The organism is Lysobacter zhanggongensis (genome assembly GCF_046638635.1).
Taxonomy (GTDB): Bacteria; Pseudomonadota; Gammaproteobacteria; order Xanthomonadales; family Xanthomonadaceae; genus Novilysobacter; species Novilysobacter luteus.
In genome coordinates, this window is sequence record NZ_JBJXHK010000001.1 from 18,525 (window position 1) to 37,079 (window position 18,555).

Genomic DNA, 18,555 nt, shown 5'->3' on the forward strand with positions numbered 1-18,555 from the left:
CGCAGGTCAGCTTAGTGCAGGCGTTAGCTGCTAAACCAACACACAAGGATTATGGGCAGAACTCGCAACAAGTTCCTCATCGCCGGCGCGGCGCTCAGTGCCCTTGCTGCCGTGCTGCACCTTGGGTGCATTGTTTTCGGTGCGCCTTGGTATCGCTTTCTCGGTGCCGGCGAGCAAATGGCAGAAATGGACCTGGCTGGACATTGGTACCCCACTGTCGCAACCCTGGTCATTACGGTCATGTTGCTGGTTTGGTCGCTCTACGCATTGTCTGGTGCGGGTGTCATCCGCAAGCTCCCGCTTACTCGCCTGGCGCTGTGCGCTATCACTGGCGTCTACGTGTTACGCGGGGTGTCCTTCACTCCGCTCATGGCGTACTTTCCGGGCAACAGCACTACGTTTTGGTTCTGGAGCTCGGCCATCTGCCTGTCTTTTGGCGTTGTCCATCTCGTCGGGCTTCGACAGGTCTGGGCGCGCTTGTAATTCGGGTGATTAGTGGCGAGTGCGCGCCGCGCGCCGATCCACAATCAGGATCGTCGATCGAAGTCGGCCGGGGCTGTTACGCTTTCGCGCCACACCCGCCAGGACGGCGGCTGCCCTATCGACTCAAGGACGAGACCGACATGATCCGTACGATCTGCCTGCTGTTGCTGTGCCTGGCCTTCGCGGTTGCACCGGCCAGCCCACCCTCCCCTCCGCCACTGATGCTCGCCACCGGCTACAAGGCCGGGGTTGACGTAAGCGAGTACTGGGTAAGCGAGAAGCTCGATGGTGTCCGCGGGCACTGGGACGGCCAGCAGCTGTGGACGCGTGGCGGCCACCTGATCCCCGCGCCCGGCTGGTTTACCAATGGCTGGCCCACCATCGCGATGGACGGCGAACTGTGGCTTGGCCGCGGCCGGTTCGAGCAAGCCAGCACAACGATACGCACGGGCGGACCGGACGACCCTGCGTGGCGCGCGATGCGATTCATGGTGTTCGACCTGCCCGCACATGGCGGACGCTTTGATGCCCGCGTACGCGCGATGCGGTCCTTGCTGGCTGGGCACCCTGCGGCTTGGCTGCGGCCGGTTGTGCAGTTCCGCGTGGCAGATCCGGCGACGCTGGATGCGCGGCTCAAGGCCGTGGTCGCCACCGGTGGCGAGGGATTGATGCTGCACCACCGCGATGCACACTACGGCGCGGGTCGCAGCGACTGGCTGCTCAAGTACAAGCCGTATGAGGATGCGGAGGCGCGGGTGGTCGGGCACACGGCAGGCACCGGCAAGTACACCGGGATGCTCGGCGCACTGGTCGTGGAGCGTGCGGACGGGCTGCGCTTCCGACTCGGCAGCGGTTTCACCGATGCGCAGCGCGCCGATCCACCGCCGCTGGGCGCTTGGGTGACGTATCGCCATAACGGCCTGACATCCAACGGGGTACCGCGATTCGCACGTTTCGTCCGGATCCGGCACACAATGCCGCCGGCCGACCCGCGGTGATGGCGCCGGTTACGTGGTGCTAGTCGCCACGCAGCAACGTCTCGAGAACCGCCATCCGTGCAGCCACCCCGTTGCGGACCTGCTGCAGCACCAGCGATTGGGGACCATCGGCGACTTCGTCGGTGATCTCGATGCCGCGGTTGATCGGACCGGGGTGCATGACCACCGCGTCGGGCGCAGCGCGTTTCAGGCGGGCAGCATCGAGGCCGTAGTCGCGGTGGTACTCGTCGAGCGATGTGACCAGGCCTTCGTCCATCCGCTCGCGTTGCAGGCGCAGCATCATCACTGCGTCCACGCCGTCGAGCGCGGCATCGAGATCGTGGCTCACGGTGCAACCGGCGAGGGTGGCGTCGTCGGGGAGCAGTGACCGGGGGCCGCAGACGCGGATCTCGCCGGTGCCGAGTGCCTGCAGCGCGTGCAGGTCTGAGCGGGCGACGCGCGAGTGCCTGACGTCGCCGACAATCAGAACCGTCAGCCCGCTGAAGTCGCCGCCCTTTGCCTGGCGTAGCGTCAGCATGTCGAGCAGCCCCTGGGTCGGGTGCGCGCTGCGACCGTCACCGGCGTTGACCAGCGCGGTACCCGGCGCGGCGGCTTCTGCCAGGGTAGCAACGGCACCGTCGTCCTGGTGCCGGATCACGAACCCGCGCACGCCCATCGCCTCGATCGTCCGGAGGGTGTCGCGCGCGGTCTCGCCCTTGCGGGTGGACGAGGTGGACACGTCGAAGTTCAGCACGTCGGCGCCAAGGCGTTGCGCCGCCAGCTGGAAGCTCAGGCGGGTCCGCGTCGACGGTTCGAAGAACAGCGTGCAGACCGCCGTGCCGGCCAGTGCCTGCCGATCGTCGTGGCCGTCGGCATGGTGCTGGGCGCGGTCCAGCAGCGCGAGCAGCTGTTCGCGCGGCATGCCTTCCAGCGTCAGCAGGTGCCGGAGCGGCGACGACGGTACGGCGGGAAGGGTCATGCGGCGGACTCAGGGAGCGGATGCGGGAGGCGGCGTCGCCGCGGGGAGGTCGGCAATGTCGACCGCGTTGTCGGGGGCAGCGAGCCAGCGCTCGACGATGACCGCCGCGGCCACGGCGTCGAGCGCCTCGGCGTCGCGCCGGCGCTTGCGGCCACTGGCGCGGTCGGCGGCAAACCGTTGCGCGGCCTCGATCGAGCTGGAGCGCTCGTCGACCAGCACCACGGGCAACCGGTAGCGGCCCTGCAGGTCGCGTGCGAACCCGTGGGCGCGCACGCGCGCCGGCTGGTCGCCGTCGTCGAGCGTCAGCGGATCGCCGACCACCAGGCCGTCGGGTCGCCACTCCTTGAGGAGGCGGTCAAGCACTACCCAGTCGGGACCGTGACCGTGCACGTCAACCACCGCCAGTGCGCGTGCGCCGTGGCCGAATGCGCTGCCGACCGCGACACCGATGCGGCGCGAGCCGACGTCGAAGCCGAGCACCGTACCGTCGCGGCGGAGCGTGGACGTGCTGGTTCCCGCCGCGCTCATGCGTGGCCGGAATAGTCGGCCAGGTGGGCGAAATCGACCCCGATGCGGCCGGCGGCGGCTTGCCAGCGCGCGTCCAGCGGCAGGTCGAACAACAGCTCGGCATCGGCCGGCGCGGTCAGCCAGTCGTTCTCGGTCAGCTCCTGTTCCAGCTGGCCGGATCCCCAGCCCGCGCAACCCAGTGCGACGATCGCGTGCGCCGGCCCTTCACCGCTCACCATCGCCTCGAGGATCTCCCGCGAGGTAGTCAGGAACAGCGAGTCGGTGATGGCCAGGGTGGAATCCCACTGCATGCCGCCGTCGTGCAGCACGAACCCGCGCTCGGGGTGGACCGGGCCGCCGGCAAGCACGATCTGCGCCTTCATCGCGTCGCTGCCGCCCTCCACGCCCATCTGGCCGAGAACCTCGCCCAGGGTGTACTCCGAAGGCCGGTTGACCACGATGCCCATCGCGCCGTCCTCGTCGTGCTGGCAGATCAGCGCGACGCTGCGCGAGAAGTTGGTCTCCGCCAGCGAGGGCAATGCGATCAGCAGCTGGTTGGCCAGCGGGGTGGGAGTGGGCTTCATGCGCGCATTCTAGCCCGCGGCGCGCGTACGGGCCCGTGGATGCTGCGGTTGCGACGGGCCCGGGGACGGGCGATCATCGCCGATCGCAACCATCCGCGGCCGCACGGGCCCGGAGAGGCAGGGGCCGTGCCGGATACCCACATCGACAAGCGGGAACGTTGGCAGTTGCCGGCCATGGTGGTTGCGGTCATCGCTATCGTGGTGCTGCCGTTCGTGTTCCTCTCCTCCGTGTTGAAGGAAGGCGTCGAGGCTGCGCGCGAGGTGGAACAAACGGGCCGCGTCGAAGCCACGCTGCATGCACTGGCCTATGACATCCGTGACAACGAAGCCGCTGTGCTCGCACTGGTGGCGGGCTTCGACACCCCGCTGATCCAGACCCGCCTGGCCGACAGCGGCCGCAGGATCCCCGAGGGTGTGGAATCCCTGGCCGAACTTACACGCGGGCACGCCGACCAGCAGTTGCGCGTCGGCGAGCTCAAGGGCCTGCTGGCACGGCGCGCGGCGTTCATCGACGAAGTGGCGTCCTCCGACGGTGCGCTGCCGGTGGCGGCCGGCGAGATCGTCGTGCGCTACCCGGTGCGCCCCCTGGTCGACAGCATCCTGGCCGAGGAATCGCGATTGCTGAGAGTACGGTTGGCGCATGCCGACCGGCTGCGGCGCCAGGCACTGGGCTTGATCTGGGCGACCGTGGCGGCACAACTGCTGCTGTTCGCACTGGTCGGCTGGCTTGCGAGGCGCCATTCGGTGCGACGGATGGAGAGCGAGCGCGAATCACGTCGCGCCAATTCACGCGCCATGGCGATCCTGCACACGGTGCGTGAACCGATCGTACTGGTCGACCACCACCAGCGGGTGGTGATGCACAACCCCGCGTTTGCCGAGCTGTACGGGGCGCCGGAACAGCCCGGGGAAGAGGCGCTGGACGGCCGTGAGCTGGCGGATACCGGTGATGGTGCGTGGCGCGACGACGCGCTGCGCCAACGCCTCAACGACGTGCTGGTGCGCGGACGTGAGCTGTGGGACTACGAGCACCACCAGACCACCAGCGACGGCAGCGAACGGGTGATGCTGATCAACGCGCGGCGGATGCCGCTGCCGGACCGCGAAGACCGGGTCGTGCTCCTCACCATCAGCGATGTGACCGCCGCCAAGGCGACCGAGAACCGTATCCGCGAGCTCAACCAGCAGTTGGAGGGCAAGGTGGCACAGGTCTCCGACGTCAACCGCGAGCTGGAGGCCTTCAGCTACTCCGTCTCGCACGATCTTCGCGCGCCGCTGCGGCACGTCGCCGGGTTTGCCGACAAACTCGGTCGACACCTGGGCGATAGCGCCGACGACAAGGCCCGCCACTACATCGACGTGATCGGCAATTCGGCGCGCCGTATGTCGACCCTCATCGACGACCTGCTGGTGTACTCGCGGCTCGGGCGCAGCGCGATGCGGCTGCAGGCGGTGGACATGCAATCGATGGTCGCCGAGACCCGCGCGATCCTCGACGCCAACGCCGAAGCCGACACCCCGGGGCGCCGCATCGAGTGGCGGATCGCACCGCTGCCGATCCTGGTCGGCGACGAGAATATGCTGCGCCAGGTCTGGCTGAACCTGCTCGGGAACGCGGTCAAGTACACCGGAGCGCGCGAGCAGGCGCTTATAGAGGTCGGCCACGAGCGAATGGCCGATGGCAGCCACCACTTCAGCGTCCGCGATAATGGCGCCGGCTTCGACATGCAGTACGCGGGCAAGCTGTTCGGCGTTTTCCAGCGCATGCACAAGGCGTCGGAGTACCCCGGCACCGGCATCGGCCTGGCCAGCGTCCGCCGCGTATTGGTGCGCCATGGTGGCAAAGTGTGGGCCGAAGCCGAGCCCGACGCCGGCGCCACCTTCCACTTCACGCTTCCCGCCAGCCTCGACCCCAACCAGAAGACAGGGCCCACTGAATGAGCACCCCCATCCGCACCATCCTTCTGGCCGAAGACAGCCCGGCCGATGCCGAAATGGCGCTCGACGCGCTGCGCGAGGCCAACCTGGTCAACCCCGTGGTCCACGTCGAAGACGGCGTCGAGGCGATGGACTACCTGATGCGCCGCGGCCCGTGGGCGGACCGCCCGGAAGGCAACCCGGCGGTGCTGCTGCTGGACATCAAGATGCCGCGCATGGATGGCCTGGAAGTGCTGCAGCGCATGCGCGACGACGAGTCGCTCAAGCGCGTCCCGGTCGTCATGCTCACCTCCTCCAGCGAAGAAAGCGACCTCGCCCGCAGCTGGGACCTGGGCGTCAACGCCTACGTGGTCAAGCCGGTCGACGTCGACCAGTTCTTCACCGCGGTCAAGACGCTGGGCCAGTTCTGGGCCGTGTTCAACGAAGCACCCGCCGAGTGACGAGGTGGCAGCCGTGCCTGCACTGAAGATCCTGCTGGTCGAGGATTCCGCCGACGATGCCGAACTGCTTGCGCTCGAGCTGGCGGACGCGGGCATCGAGGCGTCCTGGGTGCGCGTGGACCGGGAGGCGGCCCTGAAGGCTGCACTGGCCGACGGTGGCCATGACCTGGTCGTATCCGACCTCGGCCTGCCCGGGTTCGACGGGCTCGAAGCCCTGCGTTACGTACGTGCGTGCGCGCCAGGCGTGCCCTTCGTGTTCTGTTCGGGCGCCCCGGTCGACTCGCTGGCCGCCGAAGCCACGCTGATGGCTGGCGCCGATGCCTATATCTGCAAGGACGCCCTCGAGAAGATGCCAACCGTCATCCGGACCGTGCTGCAGCACGCCAGGGCGCCCAGCACGGTCTGATCCCGTTCGGGTTCGCTGGCGTAGGATGGCTTCCGCCCGACGCCTGCCGAGGAACCGCGATGTCCTGGACCCGCATGCACGCTCACCCCTGCCTGCACGCCCTCCTGTTGGCCTGCACGGCCGCGATGGTGTCCGGCTGCCAGCCGCCGGCCACGGCGCCCGCCGACGCGACCGCCGACACTGCGGACAAGGCCGCCACCCGTCCCGGAGCCTATGCCCGCGAACATGTGGGTGACTACGCCGTGGTTCCGCTCGAGGCCGACCTGTCTGCATTCGATGCGCGTGGCAAGCAGATGATCGCCAAGCTCGTCCAGGCCTCGCAGGTGATGGACGACCTGTGGTGGCGCCAGTCCTGGGACGGCGAGCGCGATGCGCTGCTCGAGCGCGCCCCGGACGAGGCGACCCGGGAGCTGGTCCTCATCAACTTCGGTCCGTGGGACCGGCTCAACGAGGACACGCCCTTCATCGAAGGCATCGAACCGCGGCCGCCGGGGGGCACGTTCTACCCGGTGGACATGAGCAAGGCCGCGTTCGAGTCCGCCAAGCTCCCCGACAAGACCTCCAACTACACCCTGCTGCGCCGCAAGGACGGCCAGCTGGTCACGGTGCCTTACCACGAGGCCTACCGCGACGACCTCGAGCGCGCGGCCGCCCTGCTCCGCGAGGCCGCCGACCTGAGCGCCGACAAGAGTTTTGCCGACTACCTGCGGATGCGTGCCGACGCGCTGCTCACCGACGACTTCCGTCCCAGCGACATGGCGTGGATGGAAATGAAGACCAACCCGGTCGACATCGTGATCGGTCCGATCGAGACCTACGAGGACCAGCTGTTCGGTTACAAGGCGGCGTACGAGGGCCTGGTGCTGGTCAAGGACCAGGCCTGGAGCGAGCGGCTGGCGCGGTTTGCCGCGTTCCTGCCGGCACTGCAGCAGGGCCTGCCGGTGGACGACGCCTACAAGGCCGAGGTACCCGGTTCCGACGCGGACCTGGGTGCGTACCAGGCGGTGTACTACGGCGGCAGCGCCAACGTCGGCGGCAAGACCATCGCCATCAACCTGCCCAATGACGAAGTGGTGCAGCTGGCCAAGGGCACCCGGCGCCTGCAGCTGGAAAACGTCATGCAGGCCAAGTTCGACCGCATCCTGGTGCCGATCGCCGAGTTGCTGATCGCCGAGGACCAGCTCGAGCACGTCACTTTCGATGCGTTCTTCGGCAACACCATGTTCCACGAAGTCGCGCACGGGCTCGGGATCAAGAACACCCTGGACGGCAAGGGCACCGTGGGCGATGCGCTGAAGGAATACGCGTCGAGCTTCGAGGAAGGCAAGGCCGACATCCTGGGGCTGTACATGGTCGACGCGCTCGGCCGGCAGGGCGAGCTGGACGGCGGCGAGGCCGGTGAACCCGATGTCGCCACGGCGACCGACGACCGGCTCATGGACAGCTACGTGACCTTCCTTGCCGGCATCCTGCGCTCGGTCCGCTTCGGTGCCAGCGACGCGCACGGCAAGGCCAACATGCTGCGCTTCAATTACTTCGCCGACGCCGGTGCGTTCACACGCGACGAGGCTACCGGGCGGTACCGGGTGGACCTGGACCGGATGCGCACGGCGATGAACGAACTCAGCGCCAAACTGCTCACCGTGCAGGGTGACGGCGACTACGCCGAGGCCAAGCGCATGACCGACACCATGGGCGTGGTCAAGCCGGAACTGGAAGCCGACCTGGCCCGGCTGGACGCCGCCGGCATCCCCATCGACGTGCGCTTCGAACAAGGCCTGGAACAGCTGGGGCTGTCGCAGTACGCCGGGGAGGGCTGACCCTCCACGGGGTCGACACCGGCCCTGGGCGACGCTTCCGGGATGACGATCCGCATCGGCATCTCGGGCTGGCGCTATGCGCCGTGGCGGGGCGAGTTCTACCCGCCCGGCCTCGTGCAGCGGCGCGAGCTGGAATACGCGGCCGGCTGCTTCCCGACAATCGAGATCAACGGTTCGTTCTATTCGCTGCAGTCACCTGACAGCTACACGACGTGGCACGACGCCACGCCCGACGACTTCGTGTTCGCGGTCAAGGGACCACGCTACATCACCCACCTGAAGCGGCTGCGCGACGTCGAGCGGCCGCTGGCGAACTTCCTTGCCTCGGGGGTGCTCCGGCTCGGCGGCAAACTCGGGCCGATGCTGTGGCAACTGCCGCCCACGCTGAAGTTCGACGAGGCGCTGATCGACGCGTTCCTTTCCGCCCTGCCCCGCGACACCGACGCCGCACTGTCGCTGGCACGTCGGCGCGACGTCGCGCTGATGCGTGGGCGTAGCGCGCTGGCCATCGACCGCAACCGGCCGCTACGTCACGCGCTCGAGGTCCGCCACGACAGCTTCCTGGACCGGCGCTTCGTCCAGCTGCTACGGCGCCACCGCACGGCACTTGTGGTGGCCGACACGGCGGGCCGGTGGCCGTACCTGGAGGATGTCACCGCCGACTTCCTCTACCTGCGCCTGCATGGCGACGCCGAGCTGTACGTCAGCGGGTATTCCGACGCCGCGCTGTCGCGATGGGCGGGGCGGATCCGGCACTGGTCGGGCGGCGGCGAAGCGCCTGACGCCGAGCGGGTCGGCGGCCCCGCGACGAAGCGGGCACGGCGCGACGTCTTTTGCTACTTCGACAACGACGTGAAGGTCCACGCGCCGTTCGACGCGCAGACGCTCATGGCGATGCTCGGGCTGCCAGCCCCGTGCCCGCCACGCGGTCAATCCACCGGGGCGGGCGAAACCGCGCGGTCGTCGTGGCCGGCGGTGTAGCCGCGCCTCAGCGCAGCTCCGCCACTTCGACGCCGTCCAGTCCGGCAGACAGCGTCTTCGCGTCGCCGCCCTGGGCCAGCTTGATGCGCAGGCGCACCTCGTTCTGCGAGTCGGCGTAGCGCAGTGCATCCTCGTAGCTGATCTCGCCGGCCTGGTACAGCTCGAACAGGGCCTGGTCGAAGGTCTTCATGCCCAGCTGCACGGATTCCTTCATCACTTCCTTGAGCTTGTGGATCTCGCCGTCGCGGATGTAGTCCTGTACCAGCGGCGTGCCGAGCAGGATCTCCATCGCCACGCGGCGGCCCTTGCCGTCCGGGGTCGGGATCAGCTGCTGCGCGACCACGCCCTTGAGGTTGAGCGACAGATCCATCAGCAACTGGTTGCGCCGATCCTCGGGGAAGAAGTTGATGATGCGGTCCATCGCCTGGTTGGCGTTGTTGGCGTGCAACGTGCACAGCACCAGGTGGCCGGTTTCGGCGAAGGCGATGGCGTGGTCCATGCCCTCGCGCGTGCGCACCTCGCCGATCATGATCACGTCCGGCGCCTGGCGCAGGGTGTTCTTGAGCGCGTTCTCCCAGCTGTCGGTATCGATGCCGACCTCGCGCTGGGTGATGATGCAGCCCTCGTGCTTGTGCACGAACTCGATCGGGTCCTCGATCGTGATGATGTGGCCGGTCGAGTTCTGGTTGCGGTAGCCGATCATCGCCGCCAGCGAGGTCGACTTACCGGTACCGGTTGCACCGACGAAGATGATGATGCCGCGCTTGGTCATCGCCAGCGTCTTGATCACCGCGGGCAGGTTGAGCTCCTCGATCGTCGGGATCCGCGTCTCGATGCGGCGCAGCACCATGCCGACCTGGTTGCGCTGGTAGAAGCACGACACGCGGAAGCGGCCGACGCCCGCCACGCCGATCGCGAAGTTGGCCTCGTGGGTCTTCTCGAACTCCTCGCGCTGCATCGGGTTCATCACGTTGAGCACGAGGTCGCGGCTCTGCTGCGGCGTCAGCGGGTTCTGCGTGATCGGCTGCAGCTTGCCGTTGACCTTCATCGACGGCGGCATGCCGGCGGTGATGAACAGGTCGGAGGCCTTCTGGTGCGCCATCAGCTTCAGGAACGACGTGAAGTCGATGCTGCCGGTAGCGGTGCCTGCGGTCGGGGTATTCGGGGTCGTACTCATCGCGGTAGTCCTCTTGCCGCCCCGGACAAACCGCAGGCGGCCTCAGTCTTGGGGCCGTCAGTCGAACAGGCGCTTGTCCTTGGCGTACTCACGGGCCTGCGGCTTGAGGATCAGGCCGCGCTTGACGAGGTCCTGCAAGTGCTGGTCCAGGGTCATCATTCCGGACTGCTGGCCGGTCTGGATCGCCGAATACATCTGCGCGACCTTGTCCTCGCGGATCAGGTTGCGGATGGCCGGGGTGCCGACCATGATTTCCCAGGCGGCGGTGCGGCCACCGCCGACCTTCTTCAGCAGCGCCTGCGAGATCACCGCGCGCAGCGATTCGGACAGCATCGAGCGCACCATCGGCTTCTCGCCGGCGGGGAACACGTCGATGATGCGGTCGACGGTCTTGGCCGCCGACGAGGTGTGCAGGGTGCCGAATACCAGGTGGCCGGTTTCCGCGGCGGTCAGCGCCAGGCGGATGGTCTCCAGGTCGCGCAACTCGCCGACCAGGATGTAGTCGGGGTCCTCGCGCAGCGCCGAACGCAGCGCCTCGTTGAAGCCGTGGGTGTCGCGGTGGACTTCGCGCTGGTTGATCAGGCACTTCTGCGAGGTGTGCACGAACTCGATCGGATCCTCGACCGAGAGGATGTGCGCGTACTCGTTCTTGTTGATGTGGTCGATCATCGCCGCCAGCGTGGTCGACTTGCCCGAACCGGTCGGGCCGGTCACCAGGATCAGGCCCTGCGGCTGGTCGATCAGTTCCTTGAAGATCCGCGGCGTGCCGAGGTCCTCCAGCGACAGGATGTCCGACGGAATCGTGCGGAACACCGCGCCGGCGCCGCGGTTCTGGTTGAACGCGTTGACGCGGAAGCGGGCCAGGCCCGGAATCTCGAAGGAGAAGTCGACCTCGAGGAACTCCTCGAAGTCGCGCCGCTGCTTGTCCGACATGATGTCGTAGACCAGCGCGTGCACCGCCTTGTGGTCCAGCGCCGGGATGTTGATGCGGCGGACGTCGCCGTCGACCCGGATCATCGGCGGCATGCCCGCCGACAGGTGCAGGTCGGATGCCTTGTTCTTGACCGAAAACGCCAACAGTTCGGCGATATCCATGCGTGCTCCCCCGCACTGCGATGATGGTGTCCACCGGCCAGCCCGCCCGGCGTCGCCGGTGGCGGTTGACTGATGCACGAAAAGCCCCTGCCCGGCAGTATAGCCCCCGAGTCGCGGCGCCAATCCAGCCTGATGTCACAGGTTTCCGGTCGCGGCGCGGTTTCCCGCCGCCACCCCCCATTCACCCCCAGCACCAGAAAGGACGCCACGTGTCGACCCGATTGCTGAACGCGGTTTCCCTCCGGTTGCGGAACGCGGCCGACACGGCGGACCGGCCAGTGCCGCGGTTGCTGGCGGTCAGCAAGACCCAGCCGGCCGAGGCGGTCGCCGCGCTGGCCGCGGCCGGGCAGCGCGCGTTCGGCGAAAACTACGTGCAGGAGGCGGTGGCCAAGGCGGCGGCGCTGGGTGAAACGGCGGGAAAGCTGGAGTGGCACCTGATCGGCCACCTGCAGTCCAACAAGGCGCGGGAGGCGGCCGCGCTGTTCGACTGGGTGCAGACGGTAGACCGGCCGCGGCTGGTCGACGCCCTCGCCCGCCATCGGGACCCGGCACGCGGTTCGCTGGACGTACTGGTGCAGGTAAACATCGACGACGAGGCCAGCAAGCATGGTTGCCGCCCCGACCAGATGGACGCGCTGGCACAGGCGATCGTGTCCCACCCCACCCTGCGCCTGCGCGGCCTGATGGTGATCCCGACCGCGCACGACGACCCCGAACTGGCGCGGCCGTCGTTCCGGCGTGCGCGGGCGTTGTTCGAACGGTTGCGGGGCCAGTACCCGGCGGTCGACACCCTGTCGATGGGGATGAGCGGCGATGCCGAGGTGGCGGTGGCAGAGGGCGCAACCATGGTCCGCATCGGCACCGCCCTGTTTGGCGCGCGCCCGCCGAAGTGAGCGGGGAGGCAGCGGTCGGCACTCGCTCTTACACTGGGCGCTGATCCGTACCGAGGCGCCCCCATGGCCAACACCACTCCCGCGACCGACTCCCCCGTGGTCGCCTTCATCGGCGGCGGCAACATGGCGCGCAGCCTGATCGGCGGAATGATCGCGCGCGGCGCCGATCCCGCGCGGATCCGGGTTGCCGAGCCGGTTGACGCGTTGCGCGAGTCGCTGCAGGCCGATTTCGACGTGCGCTGCTTCGCCACCGCGGCCGAGGCGGTCGAAGGCGCCGCCATCTGGTTGCTGGCGGTCAAGCCACAGGTGATGCGCACGGTGTGCGACTCGTTGGCCCCGGTGGCGCAGTCCACGCGCCCGGTGGCGATCTCGGTCGCTGCCGGCATCACCTCCCGGCAGCTTTCGGACTGGCTCGGCGGCGATGTCGCGGTGGTTCGGGCGATGCCGAACACACCCGCCCTGCTCGGGGTCGGCATCACCGGCCTGTTCGCCAATGCGCAGGTCGACGCCGGGCAGCGTGAGCAGTCCGGCCACCTGATCGAGGCAGTCGGCCCGGTCGTGTGGATCGACGACGAGGTGCAGATGGACGCGGTCACCGCGGTGTCGGGCAGCGGCCCGGCCTACGTGTTCCTGCTGGCGGAGGCGATGCAGGCGGCCGGTGTGCGGCAGGGGCTGCCGGAAGCGACCGCGCGCCAGCTGGCCAGCCACACCCTGCTGGGCGCGGCACGGATGCTCACCGAACTGGACGAACCGGCCGATGCGTTACGCCGCAAGGTCACCTCACCGGGCGGCACCACCCAGGCGGCGATCGAAACCTTTGAGACCGGCGGCCTGCGCGAGCTGGTCGACCGGGCAGTGGCTGCCGCGGCCGAGCGTGGCCGCGAACTGTCAGCCGCCAACAACTGAGGCCATCGCATGCGCATCGCTTTCCCGTCCCCCTGCCGACTCGCACTGCCGCTCCTGCTGTTGGCCGCGTGCGATGCCGCCCCTCCGCCGTCGGCCAATCCCGCGGCCGCCCCCCAGGAAGCGATCCTGCAATCCGGGGACACCACCGTCCGGGCGACGGTGATGCAGACCTCCGCCCTTGGCGACGCGGTCGCCGCCCAGTACGGCATCGAGCGCGGCGATGGGATCGTGATGCTGCTGGTCGGCGTGCGCCAGGGACCGCCGATGCAGGAGGTATCGGTCCCGGTGACCGTCACCGCAACGGCGACCGACCTGCGCGGCAACCGCCACTCCATACCGATGCGCGAGCTGCAGGCCGGCGACCTGGTCGACCACGTCGGGACGCTGCGGGTTGACCCGCCCGAGACGCTGTCGTTCGAGCTGGACATCCGGCGCGACGGCGCCGCGCCGATGCGGATGCAGTTCAACCGCGATATCGGCCGCTGAGCGCTACGGCGGATCCGCGAAGCGGCGGCACGCGTCGCTGCGCGGAACGTCGCCGGACGCCAGCTCGGCACGGGTTTCCTCCAGCTGCGCGCGCCATCGGCTGTCCTGTCCGGCCGTTGCCAGCGCGCGTTCCAGTGCTGCATGCGCTTCCTTGCGGCACCCCAGCTCGCCGAGAACGCTGGCGTAGTTGTTGCCCAGCACGGCGTCGTCCGCCGCGTGCTGCAGGCCCGTGCGGTAGTGCCCGGCCGCCTGGCGCAGTTGGCCGGCGGCATAGGCCTGGTTGCCCAGCGCGAGGTGCGTGCGCGGGTCATCAGGCCAGCGCTCCAGCGCCGCGCGGTATGCCGGTGCCGCATCCCCGGCGCCCGCAACCGCTTCGAAATCGGCGACGGCGGCCAGGTAGCGGGCCGGGTCGGCCTGCGCCGGCAGCTCGCCCGGCTTCAGCGCGACCAGGCCCCATCGGCCGGCCCAGTCCCACGTGCGCAGGAACTTCGACGCCGGCATCGACAATCCGCGTTCGGTACCGCTGTTGAGCAGGACCTCGTTGCGCGCCGGCGCCGCGCCGACAAGCACCGCGTAATGCCACTTGGGCACGCTGCGCACCAGCAGGTTCTGTAGCACGAGCACCGGGCGTCCGGCGTGGACCTCGGCCAGCAACCCCTCGGGGTCGCGCTCGACCTCATACGGAATCCGGCCCGCGCGGCGGGTCGCGGCCACCAGCTCCATTTGCAGGCTGCCCTCGCGCCCCGGCAGGTAGACCTGCGGCACCAGCGCCTCCGGGCTGGTCGCCACGCCGCTCGCGCCCAGCACCGTCGCCAACGCGGCCGGGCCGCACTGGTACTCGGTCTGCGGATGGAACGGCACGTCCAGTAACACGGCCGTTGCGGGCGCATCGCCGCGCGCGAGCTGCCAGTCGGGGTTGATCGAGCACGCGGGCAACAGCAAGGCGGCGGTGAGCGCGAGGCCCACCGCCGCCCATCGCCCGGCCCGGACGTGCGTCCGAACCGCCGGCATCAGACCCGGTTGAAGATGTTGGTGACGCCGACCAGTTCCAGGATCAGCAGCACCAGGAACACCACGCCGATCACCGCAAGCGCGTCGCCGCCGGCCGGCAGGCTGTCGAGCTCACCCTGCATGCGCACCAGTTCGGCGTCGCTGAGCGATGCGATGCGCGCATCGGCATCGGCGGGGTCGACGCCCAGGCGCTGCATGGCCTGGCGCACGTCGTCGCGCGCGAGCGAGCTGCGGACCTGGGTTTCCTTGGCTGCGCGCATCTCGGCCGACAGCGCCTGCTGGGTGCTGATGACCCCGGCGGTCGCGGTGGCGGGAGCAACCACCATCGACAACGTCAGCGAACCGATCAGCAGCGGGGTGACTACGAACTTGCGGAACATGGCGGGACTCCCTCGTCGTGGAATGGCGGAGGTATGCCACAGGCGGCGTGAAGGCGGCCTTGCGGGGCCTGCGCGTCGGCTCAGCCGTGCCGGATCGCCCAGTCGCGGATGATCGCGGCAATCGCACCGACGCCATCGGTGAGCGCCGCCGGGCCGGGCTGCAGGATCATCGGCGACTTGATCTCGTGGAGCTCGCCGTCGCGCACCGCGGGGATGGTGTCCCAGCCCGGACGCGCGGCGACCCTGGCCGGCTGGAACTTCTTCCCGCACCACGACCCCAGGATGATGTCCGGCGCGCGGCGCACGACCTCGCTGGCGTCCTCGAGGATGCGCTGCCGGGCAAGCGATTCGGCCGCGCGCTCGGGGAAGATATCGTCGCCCCCGGCAATGCGCACCAGCTCGGCGACCCAGCGGATGCCGGTGATCGGCGGGTCGTCCCACTCCTCGAAATAGACTTTCGGCCGGCGCGGCAGCCGCGCGGCGGCGTCGGCAATGCCATCCAGGCCGCGCTGCAGGTGGTCGGCGTAGGCGGTGGCGCGTTCGTACGCGCCCACCAGTGCACCGAGCCGGCGGATGTAGTCGAGGATGCCGTCGACGCTGCGGTGGTTGCTGATCCACACCTCGACACCGTGGCGGATGAGCTCGGCGGCGATGTCGGCCTGGATGTCGGAAAAGCCGACCACGAAGTCCGGCTCGAGCTTGAGGATCTCGCCGATCTTCGCGCTGGTGAAGGCGCTGACCTTCGGCTTCTGCTTGCGGGCGATCGCCGGCCGTACGGTGAAGCCGCTGATGCCGACGATGCGGTCCTGCTCGCCGAGGGCGTACAGGGTTTCGGTCGGCTCCTCGGTCAGGCAGACGATGCGCCGCGGTCCGGTCACGGATACAGCATCCGCTTGGACCAGACGCCGGCCACGTCGCTTTCGTAAACCGTGCGCTCATGCAGGCGATGGCCGCGGGCGTACCAGAACTCGATCACCATCGGCCGCACCCTCAAGCCCGACCACCGCGGCGGACGCGCGATGTCGCGTCCCTGGAACTCGGCCTCTACCTCGGCGATGCGCTCTTCGAAGCGCTGCCGGGTCTCCATCGTCTCGGACTGCTTGGACGCCCATGCGCCGACCTGGCTGCCGCGCGGGCGGCTGGCGAAGTAGGCGTCGGCCTCGTCGTCGGACACCAGTTCCACGGGCCCCTCGATGCGCACCTGCACCCCCTCCTGCACGCGCGGCCAGTGGAACAGCAGCGCCGCCTGGGGATTGGTCTGCAGTTCGCGCCCCTTTCGACCGTCAAGGTGGGTGTAGAAGACGAATCCGCGCGCGTCGTGCGCCTTCATCAGCACCGTGCGCGCCGACGGCCGCGCATCGAGGCCGGCGGTGGCGACCACCATTGCGGTCGGGTCGGGTTCGCCGGCGGTCCGTGCCTGGGCGAACAGTTCGTCGAAGGTCGCGAGCGCGTCGCGCAGCAGGTCGGGAGTTTCCATGCCGGCATTGTCACCGGACGGCGGCGCGGGTGCACGCCGCGCACCCGGCCTTCCGCCCGGTTACTGGACGACGAAGGTCACCTTCATGTCGACCCGCCATTCGGTGATCGTGCCGTCGTCGGAGGTCACCACCTTGACCTCCTTGACCCACGCGCCCTTGATGCCCTTGACCGACTCGGCGGCCTTGCGCAGGCCCACCTGCACGGCGTCCTCCATGCTCTTGGACGACGATGCGTTGAGTTCGATCACCTTCGCGACTGCCATGGCACTCTCCTTCCATCGGTCCGGGCGCGGCTGCGACCGGTAGGGCCACGCTAGGGCGGCCGGTGTTAAGAAGTCGCTACGGGGCGGTACCGTCGCCCTACAATCGGCCGCATGAACCCCGCCGCCAACCTCATCCTGGTCGGGCCGACCGGCGCCGGCAAAAGCTGCATCGGCCGCCGCCTGGCCGAACACTTCGACCTGCGGCTGGCCGATTGCGACCGGGCGATCGAGCAGCAGACCGGCGCCAGCGTGGCGACCATCTTCGAGTGCGAGGGCGAGGCCGGGTTCCGCGAGCGGGAGTCGGCGATGCTCGCGGAGCTGCTGGCGGACGACGGCGTGCTGGTGGCGACCGGCGCCGGCGCGGTGCTCGATGCCGCGAACCGTGCATTGCTGCGACGCCGCGGCTACGTGGTGCACCTGCAGGTCACGCCGGCCCGGCAACTGGAGCGCCTCGCCCGCGATCACACCCGCCCACTGCTGCAGCGCCATGACCGCGACGAAGTGCTGCGGTCGATGGCCGTCGCCCGCACGCCGCTGTATCGCGAGGTCGCCGACCTGGAGTTCGATACCGAGGGCCTCGAAGCGGCCGAAGCCGCCGCCCGCCTGGCGCTCGAGCTGGGCCGTCGCTGGCAGCGTGGGGCCGCCGCATGAGCGCGACACGCGTGGTCGACGTCGGTGGTGCACCGCCGTACCGGATCACGATCGGCGAAGGCCTGCTTGGCGATGGCCGGCAGTTGCTCACGCACGTACGCGGGCGCCACGTGCTGCTGGTCACCGACACCCATGTCGCGCCGCTGCATGCGGGGACGGTTGAGCGAGCGCTGCGCGATGCGCGCCCCGATCTCTCGGTCGCACGCCATGTCATGCCGGCCGGCGAGCACGAGAAGACCCTCGCGCGGTTCGGCGAGGTGCTCGACGCGCTTGCCGCGCTGGGCGCGACCCGCGATGCCACGGTGCTGGCGCTCGGCGGCGGCGTGGTCGGCGACCTCGCCGGGTTCGCCGCCGCGTGCTGGATGCGCGGGGTCGACGTCGTGCAGTTGCCGACCACGCTGCTGGCGATGGTCGACTCGTCGGTGGGCGGCAAGACCGCGGTCGACCTGCCGGCCGGCAAGAACCTGGCGGGCGCGTTCCATCCCCCGCGCGCGGTGCTTGCCGACACCGCCACTTTGCACACCCTGCCCGACCGCGAGCTGCGCGCGGGCCTGGCCGAAGTGGTCAAGTACGGGGCGATCTTCGATGCCGGGTTCCTCGACTGGCTCGAGGACCATGCCGCGGCGCTGCTCGCACGCGACAGCGATGCGCTGGCCCGGGCGATCGCCGAGTCCTGCCAGTACAAGGCCGAAGTTGTCGCGCGTGACCCGTACGAACGCGGCGACCGTGCCCTGCTGAACTTCGGCCACACCTTCGGCCACGCGATCGAGTCCGCGCAGGGTTACGCCGGCGCGGGCGACGGGCTGAACCATGGCGAGGCCGTCGCCATCGGAATGGTGCTGGCCGCACGGCTGTCAGCCGGGTTGGGCCTTGCGCCGGCGGCCGATGCCGAGCGCCTGGCCGCCCTGCTGGAGCGACTGGGCCTTCCGACCCGGCTCCCGACCGGCCTGGCGCCGGCGGCGCTGCTGGCACGCATGCGGCTGGACAAGAAGGCCGATGCCGGCGGCATCCGGTTCGTGCTGTGGGACCGGGCCGGTGCGGCGCGCGTCGTCGCCGGGGTGCAGGACCACGCGGTGCTCGCGGTGCTGTCGGAATAGCGC

General features: G+C 69.2%; 22 protein-coding genes. 12 read left to right on the forward strand and 10 right to left on the reverse strand.

The annotated features are described in order from the left end of the window. Nucleotides 1-51: 51 nt before the first annotated feature. Nucleotides 52-483 (forward strand): hypothetical protein, encoded by a 432-nt coding sequence (locus ACKVMH_RS00105; RefSeq protein WP_412698776.1) that lies wholly within the window; start codon nt 52-54, stop codon nt 481-483. A gap of 140 nt (nt 484-623) precedes the next feature. Beyond that, nucleotides 624-1,481 (forward strand): DNA ligase, encoded by an 858-nt coding sequence (locus ACKVMH_RS00110; protein ID WP_412698777.1) that lies wholly within the window; start codon nt 624-626, stop codon nt 1,479-1,481. A 19-nt stretch (nt 1,482-1,500) separates the two neighbouring features. Here ACKVMH_RS00110 and ACKVMH_RS00115 read toward each other — a convergent pair whose 3' ends face one another. Genes ACKVMH_RS00115 through ACKVMH_RS00125 form a run of 3 tightly spaced genes read right to left on the reverse strand, consistent with a single transcriptional unit; the run spans nt 1,501 to nt 3,530 of the window. Next, nucleotides 1,501-2,439: an aspartate carbamoyltransferase catalytic subunit gene (locus tag ACKVMH_RS00115; RefSeq protein WP_412698778.1), complete on the reverse strand. Its 939-nt coding sequence runs from the start codon at nt 2,437-2,439 to the stop codon at nt 1,501-1,503. A gap of 9 nt (nt 2,440-2,448) precedes the next feature. Next, nucleotides 2,449-2,967 carry a Holliday junction resolvase RuvX gene (gene ruvX, locus ACKVMH_RS00120; protein WP_412698779.1) on the reverse strand — a complete coding sequence of 173 codons (519 nt, stop codon included), beginning with the start codon at nt 2,965-2,967 and terminating at the stop codon, nt 2,449-2,451. Continuing rightward, nucleotides 2,964-3,530, reverse strand: a complete 567-nt coding sequence (locus ACKVMH_RS00125) for a YqgE/AlgH family protein (protein ID WP_215219750.1) — start codon at nt 3,528-3,530, stop codon at nt 2,964-2,966. Before ACKVMH_RS00125 ends, ruvX begins: the two co-directional genes overlap by 4 nt. A gap of 174 nt (nt 3,531-3,704) precedes the next feature. On the opposite strand from ACKVMH_RS00125, the gene ACKVMH_RS00130 reads away from it, so the two are divergent. From ACKVMH_RS00130 to ACKVMH_RS00150, 5 genes are read left to right on the forward strand one after another with little or no spacing between them, the layout of a single operon-like run. Next, on the forward strand, nt 3,705-5,471 hold the full coding sequence (locus ACKVMH_RS00130) for a sensor histidine kinase (RefSeq protein WP_412698834.1): 1,767 nt from the start codon (nt 3,705-3,707) through the stop codon (nt 5,469-5,471). Then, on the forward strand, nt 5,468-5,908 hold the full coding sequence (locus tag ACKVMH_RS00135) for a response regulator (RefSeq protein ID WP_412698780.1): 441 nt from the start codon (nt 5,468-5,470) through the stop codon (nt 5,906-5,908). The genes ACKVMH_RS00130 and ACKVMH_RS00135 overlap by 4 nt, the downstream gene beginning before the upstream one ends. A gap of 13 nt (nt 5,909-5,921) precedes the next feature. After that, nucleotides 5,922-6,314, forward strand: coding sequence for a response regulator transcription factor (locus tag ACKVMH_RS00140; RefSeq protein WP_412698781.1), 393 nt, complete (start codon nt 5,922-5,924; stop codon nt 6,312-6,314). Nucleotides 6,315-6,373: 59 nt separating this feature from the next. Next, the gene (locus ACKVMH_RS00145; protein WP_412698782.1) at nt 6,374-8,134 is read left to right on the forward strand and encodes a dipeptidyl-peptidase 3 family protein; all 1,761 of its coding nucleotides are present in this window, start codon (nt 6,374-6,376) and stop codon (nt 8,132-8,134) included. 42 nt (nt 8,135-8,176) lie between these two features. Then, entirely contained in the window at nt 8,177-9,115 is a 939-nt protein-coding gene (locus ACKVMH_RS00150) for a DUF72 domain-containing protein (RefSeq protein ID WP_412698783.1), read from the forward strand. A gap of 7 nt (nt 9,116-9,122) precedes the next feature. Here the strand turns inward: ACKVMH_RS00150 and ACKVMH_RS00155 are convergent, their stop codons facing one another. Both ACKVMH_RS00155 and ACKVMH_RS00160 read right to left on the reverse strand, forming a co-directional pair. Continuing rightward, a complete protein-coding gene (locus ACKVMH_RS00155; RefSeq protein ID WP_412698784.1) occupies nt 9,123-10,292 on the reverse strand; it encodes a PilT/PilU family type 4a pilus ATPase in 1,170 nt (389 codons plus the stop codon). Nucleotides 10,293-10,349: 57 nt separating this feature from the next. Then, entirely contained in the window at nt 10,350-11,387 is a 1,038-nt protein-coding gene (locus ACKVMH_RS00160) for a type IV pilus twitching motility protein PilT (protein ID WP_215219744.1), read from the reverse strand. A 209-nt stretch (nt 11,388-11,596) separates the two neighbouring features. Between ACKVMH_RS00160 and ACKVMH_RS00165 the strand changes: the two genes are divergently transcribed. The 3 genes from ACKVMH_RS00165 (at nt 11,597) to ACKVMH_RS00175 (ending at nt 13,672) form a co-directional block, all read left to right on the forward strand. Next, nucleotides 11,597-12,280, forward strand: coding sequence for a YggS family pyridoxal phosphate-dependent enzyme (locus ACKVMH_RS00165; protein WP_412698785.1), 684 nt, complete (start codon nt 11,597-11,599; stop codon nt 12,278-12,280). 63 nt (nt 12,281-12,343) lie between these two features. Further along, on the forward strand, nt 12,344-13,186 hold the full coding sequence (proC, locus tag ACKVMH_RS00170) for a pyrroline-5-carboxylate reductase (RefSeq protein ID WP_412698786.1): 843 nt from the start codon (nt 12,344-12,346) through the stop codon (nt 13,184-13,186). A 9-nt stretch (nt 13,187-13,195) separates the two neighbouring features. Beyond that, a complete protein-coding gene (locus tag ACKVMH_RS00175) occupies nt 13,196-13,672 on the forward strand; it encodes a DUF4426 domain-containing protein (RefSeq protein WP_412698787.1) in 477 nt (158 codons plus the stop codon). 3 nt (nt 13,673-13,675) lie between these two features. Here ACKVMH_RS00175 and ACKVMH_RS00180 read toward each other — a convergent pair whose 3' ends face one another. From ACKVMH_RS00180 to ACKVMH_RS00200, 5 genes are all read right to left on the reverse strand, one after another. Continuing rightward, nucleotides 13,676-14,638, reverse strand: a complete 963-nt coding sequence (locus tag ACKVMH_RS00180) for a PA2778 family cysteine peptidase (protein ID WP_412698788.1) — start codon at nt 14,636-14,638, stop codon at nt 13,676-13,678. Nucleotides 14,639-14,682: 44 nt separating this feature from the next. Further along, the gene (locus ACKVMH_RS00185) at nt 14,683-15,063 is read right to left on the reverse strand and encodes a PA2779 family protein (RefSeq protein ID WP_215219739.1); all 381 of its coding nucleotides are present in this window, start codon (nt 15,061-15,063) and stop codon (nt 14,683-14,685) included. An 80-nt stretch (nt 15,064-15,143) separates the two neighbouring features. Continuing rightward, nucleotides 15,144-15,941: an ABC transporter substrate-binding protein gene (locus ACKVMH_RS00190; protein ID WP_412698789.1), complete on the reverse strand. Its 798-nt coding sequence runs from the start codon at nt 15,939-15,941 to the stop codon at nt 15,144-15,146. Beyond that, nucleotides 15,938-16,540 (reverse strand): pyridoxamine 5'-phosphate oxidase, encoded by a 603-nt coding sequence (pdxH, locus tag ACKVMH_RS00195; protein ID WP_412698790.1) that lies wholly within the window; start codon nt 16,538-16,540, stop codon nt 15,938-15,940. Before pdxH ends, ACKVMH_RS00190 begins: the two co-directional genes overlap by 4 nt. A gap of 60 nt (nt 16,541-16,600) precedes the next feature. Next, the gene (locus tag ACKVMH_RS00200) at nt 16,601-16,804 is read right to left on the reverse strand and encodes a dodecin family protein (RefSeq protein WP_215219736.1); all 204 of its coding nucleotides are present in this window, start codon (nt 16,802-16,804) and stop codon (nt 16,601-16,603) included. Between the two features lie 111 nt (nt 16,805-16,915). Between ACKVMH_RS00200 and ACKVMH_RS00205 the strand changes: the two genes are divergently transcribed. Then, nucleotides 16,916-17,455, forward strand: coding sequence for a shikimate kinase (locus ACKVMH_RS00205; protein WP_412698791.1), 540 nt, complete (start codon nt 16,916-16,918; stop codon nt 17,453-17,455). After that, nucleotides 17,452-18,552: a 3-dehydroquinate synthase gene (aroB, locus tag ACKVMH_RS00210; protein WP_412698792.1), complete on the forward strand. Its 1,101-nt coding sequence runs from the start codon at nt 17,452-17,454 to the stop codon at nt 18,550-18,552. Before ACKVMH_RS00205 ends, aroB begins: the two co-directional genes overlap by 4 nt. Nucleotides 18,553-18,555: the final 3 nt, after the last annotated feature.

Coding starts and splice junctions, on each gene's coding strand:
- ACKVMH_RS00105 (WP_412698776.1), top strand. CDS start 52: ATGGGCAGAACTCGCAACAAGTTCCTCATCGCCGGCGCGGCGCTCAGT.
- ACKVMH_RS00110 (WP_412698777.1), top strand. CDS start 624: ATGATCCGTACGATCTGCCTGCTGTTGCTGTGCCTGGCCTTCGCGGTT.
- ACKVMH_RS00115 (WP_412698778.1), bottom strand. CDS start 2,439: ATGACCCTTCCCGCCGTACCGTCGTCGCCGCTCCGGCACCTGCTGACG.
- ruvX (WP_412698779.1), bottom strand. CDS start 2,967: ATGAGCGCGGCGGGAACCAGCACGTCCACGCTCCGCCGCGACGGTACG.
- ACKVMH_RS00125 (WP_215219750.1), bottom strand. CDS start 3,530: ATGAAGCCCACTCCCACCCCGCTGGCCAACCAGCTGCTGATCGCATTG.
- ACKVMH_RS00130 (WP_412698834.1), top strand. CDS start 3,705: ATGGTGGTTGCGGTCATCGCTATCGTGGTGCTGCCGTTCGTGTTCCTC.
- ACKVMH_RS00135 (WP_412698780.1), top strand. CDS start 5,468: ATGAGCACCCCCATCCGCACCATCCTTCTGGCCGAAGACAGCCCGGCC.
- ACKVMH_RS00145 (WP_412698782.1), top strand. CDS start 6,374: ATGTCCTGGACCCGCATGCACGCTCACCCCTGCCTGCACGCCCTCCTG.
- ACKVMH_RS00150 (WP_412698783.1), top strand. CDS start 8,177: ATGACGATCCGCATCGGCATCTCGGGCTGGCGCTATGCGCCGTGGCGG.
- ACKVMH_RS00155 (WP_412698784.1), bottom strand. CDS start 10,292: ATGAGTACGACCCCGAATACCCCGACCGCAGGCACCGCTACCGGCAGC.
- ACKVMH_RS00160 (WP_215219744.1), bottom strand. CDS start 11,387: ATGGATATCGCCGAACTGTTGGCGTTTTCGGTCAAGAACAAGGCATCC.
- proC (WP_412698786.1), top strand. CDS start 12,344: ATGGCCAACACCACTCCCGCGACCGACTCCCCCGTGGTCGCCTTCATC.
- ACKVMH_RS00175 (WP_412698787.1), top strand. CDS start 13,196: ATGCGCATCGCTTTCCCGTCCCCCTGCCGACTCGCACTGCCGCTCCTG.
- ACKVMH_RS00185 (WP_215219739.1), bottom strand. CDS start 15,063: ATGTTCCGCAAGTTCGTAGTCACCCCGCTGCTGATCGGTTCGCTGACG.
- pdxH (WP_412698790.1), bottom strand. CDS start 16,540: ATGGAAACTCCCGACCTGCTGCGCGACGCGCTCGCGACCTTCGACGAA.
- ACKVMH_RS00200 (WP_215219736.1), bottom strand. CDS start 16,804: ATGGCAGTCGCGAAGGTGATCGAACTCAACGCATCGTCGTCCAAGAGC.
- ACKVMH_RS00205 (WP_412698791.1), top strand. CDS start 16,916: ATGAACCCCGCCGCCAACCTCATCCTGGTCGGGCCGACCGGCGCCGGC.
- aroB (WP_412698792.1), top strand. CDS start 17,452: ATGAGCGCGACACGCGTGGTCGACGTCGGTGGTGCACCGCCGTACCGG.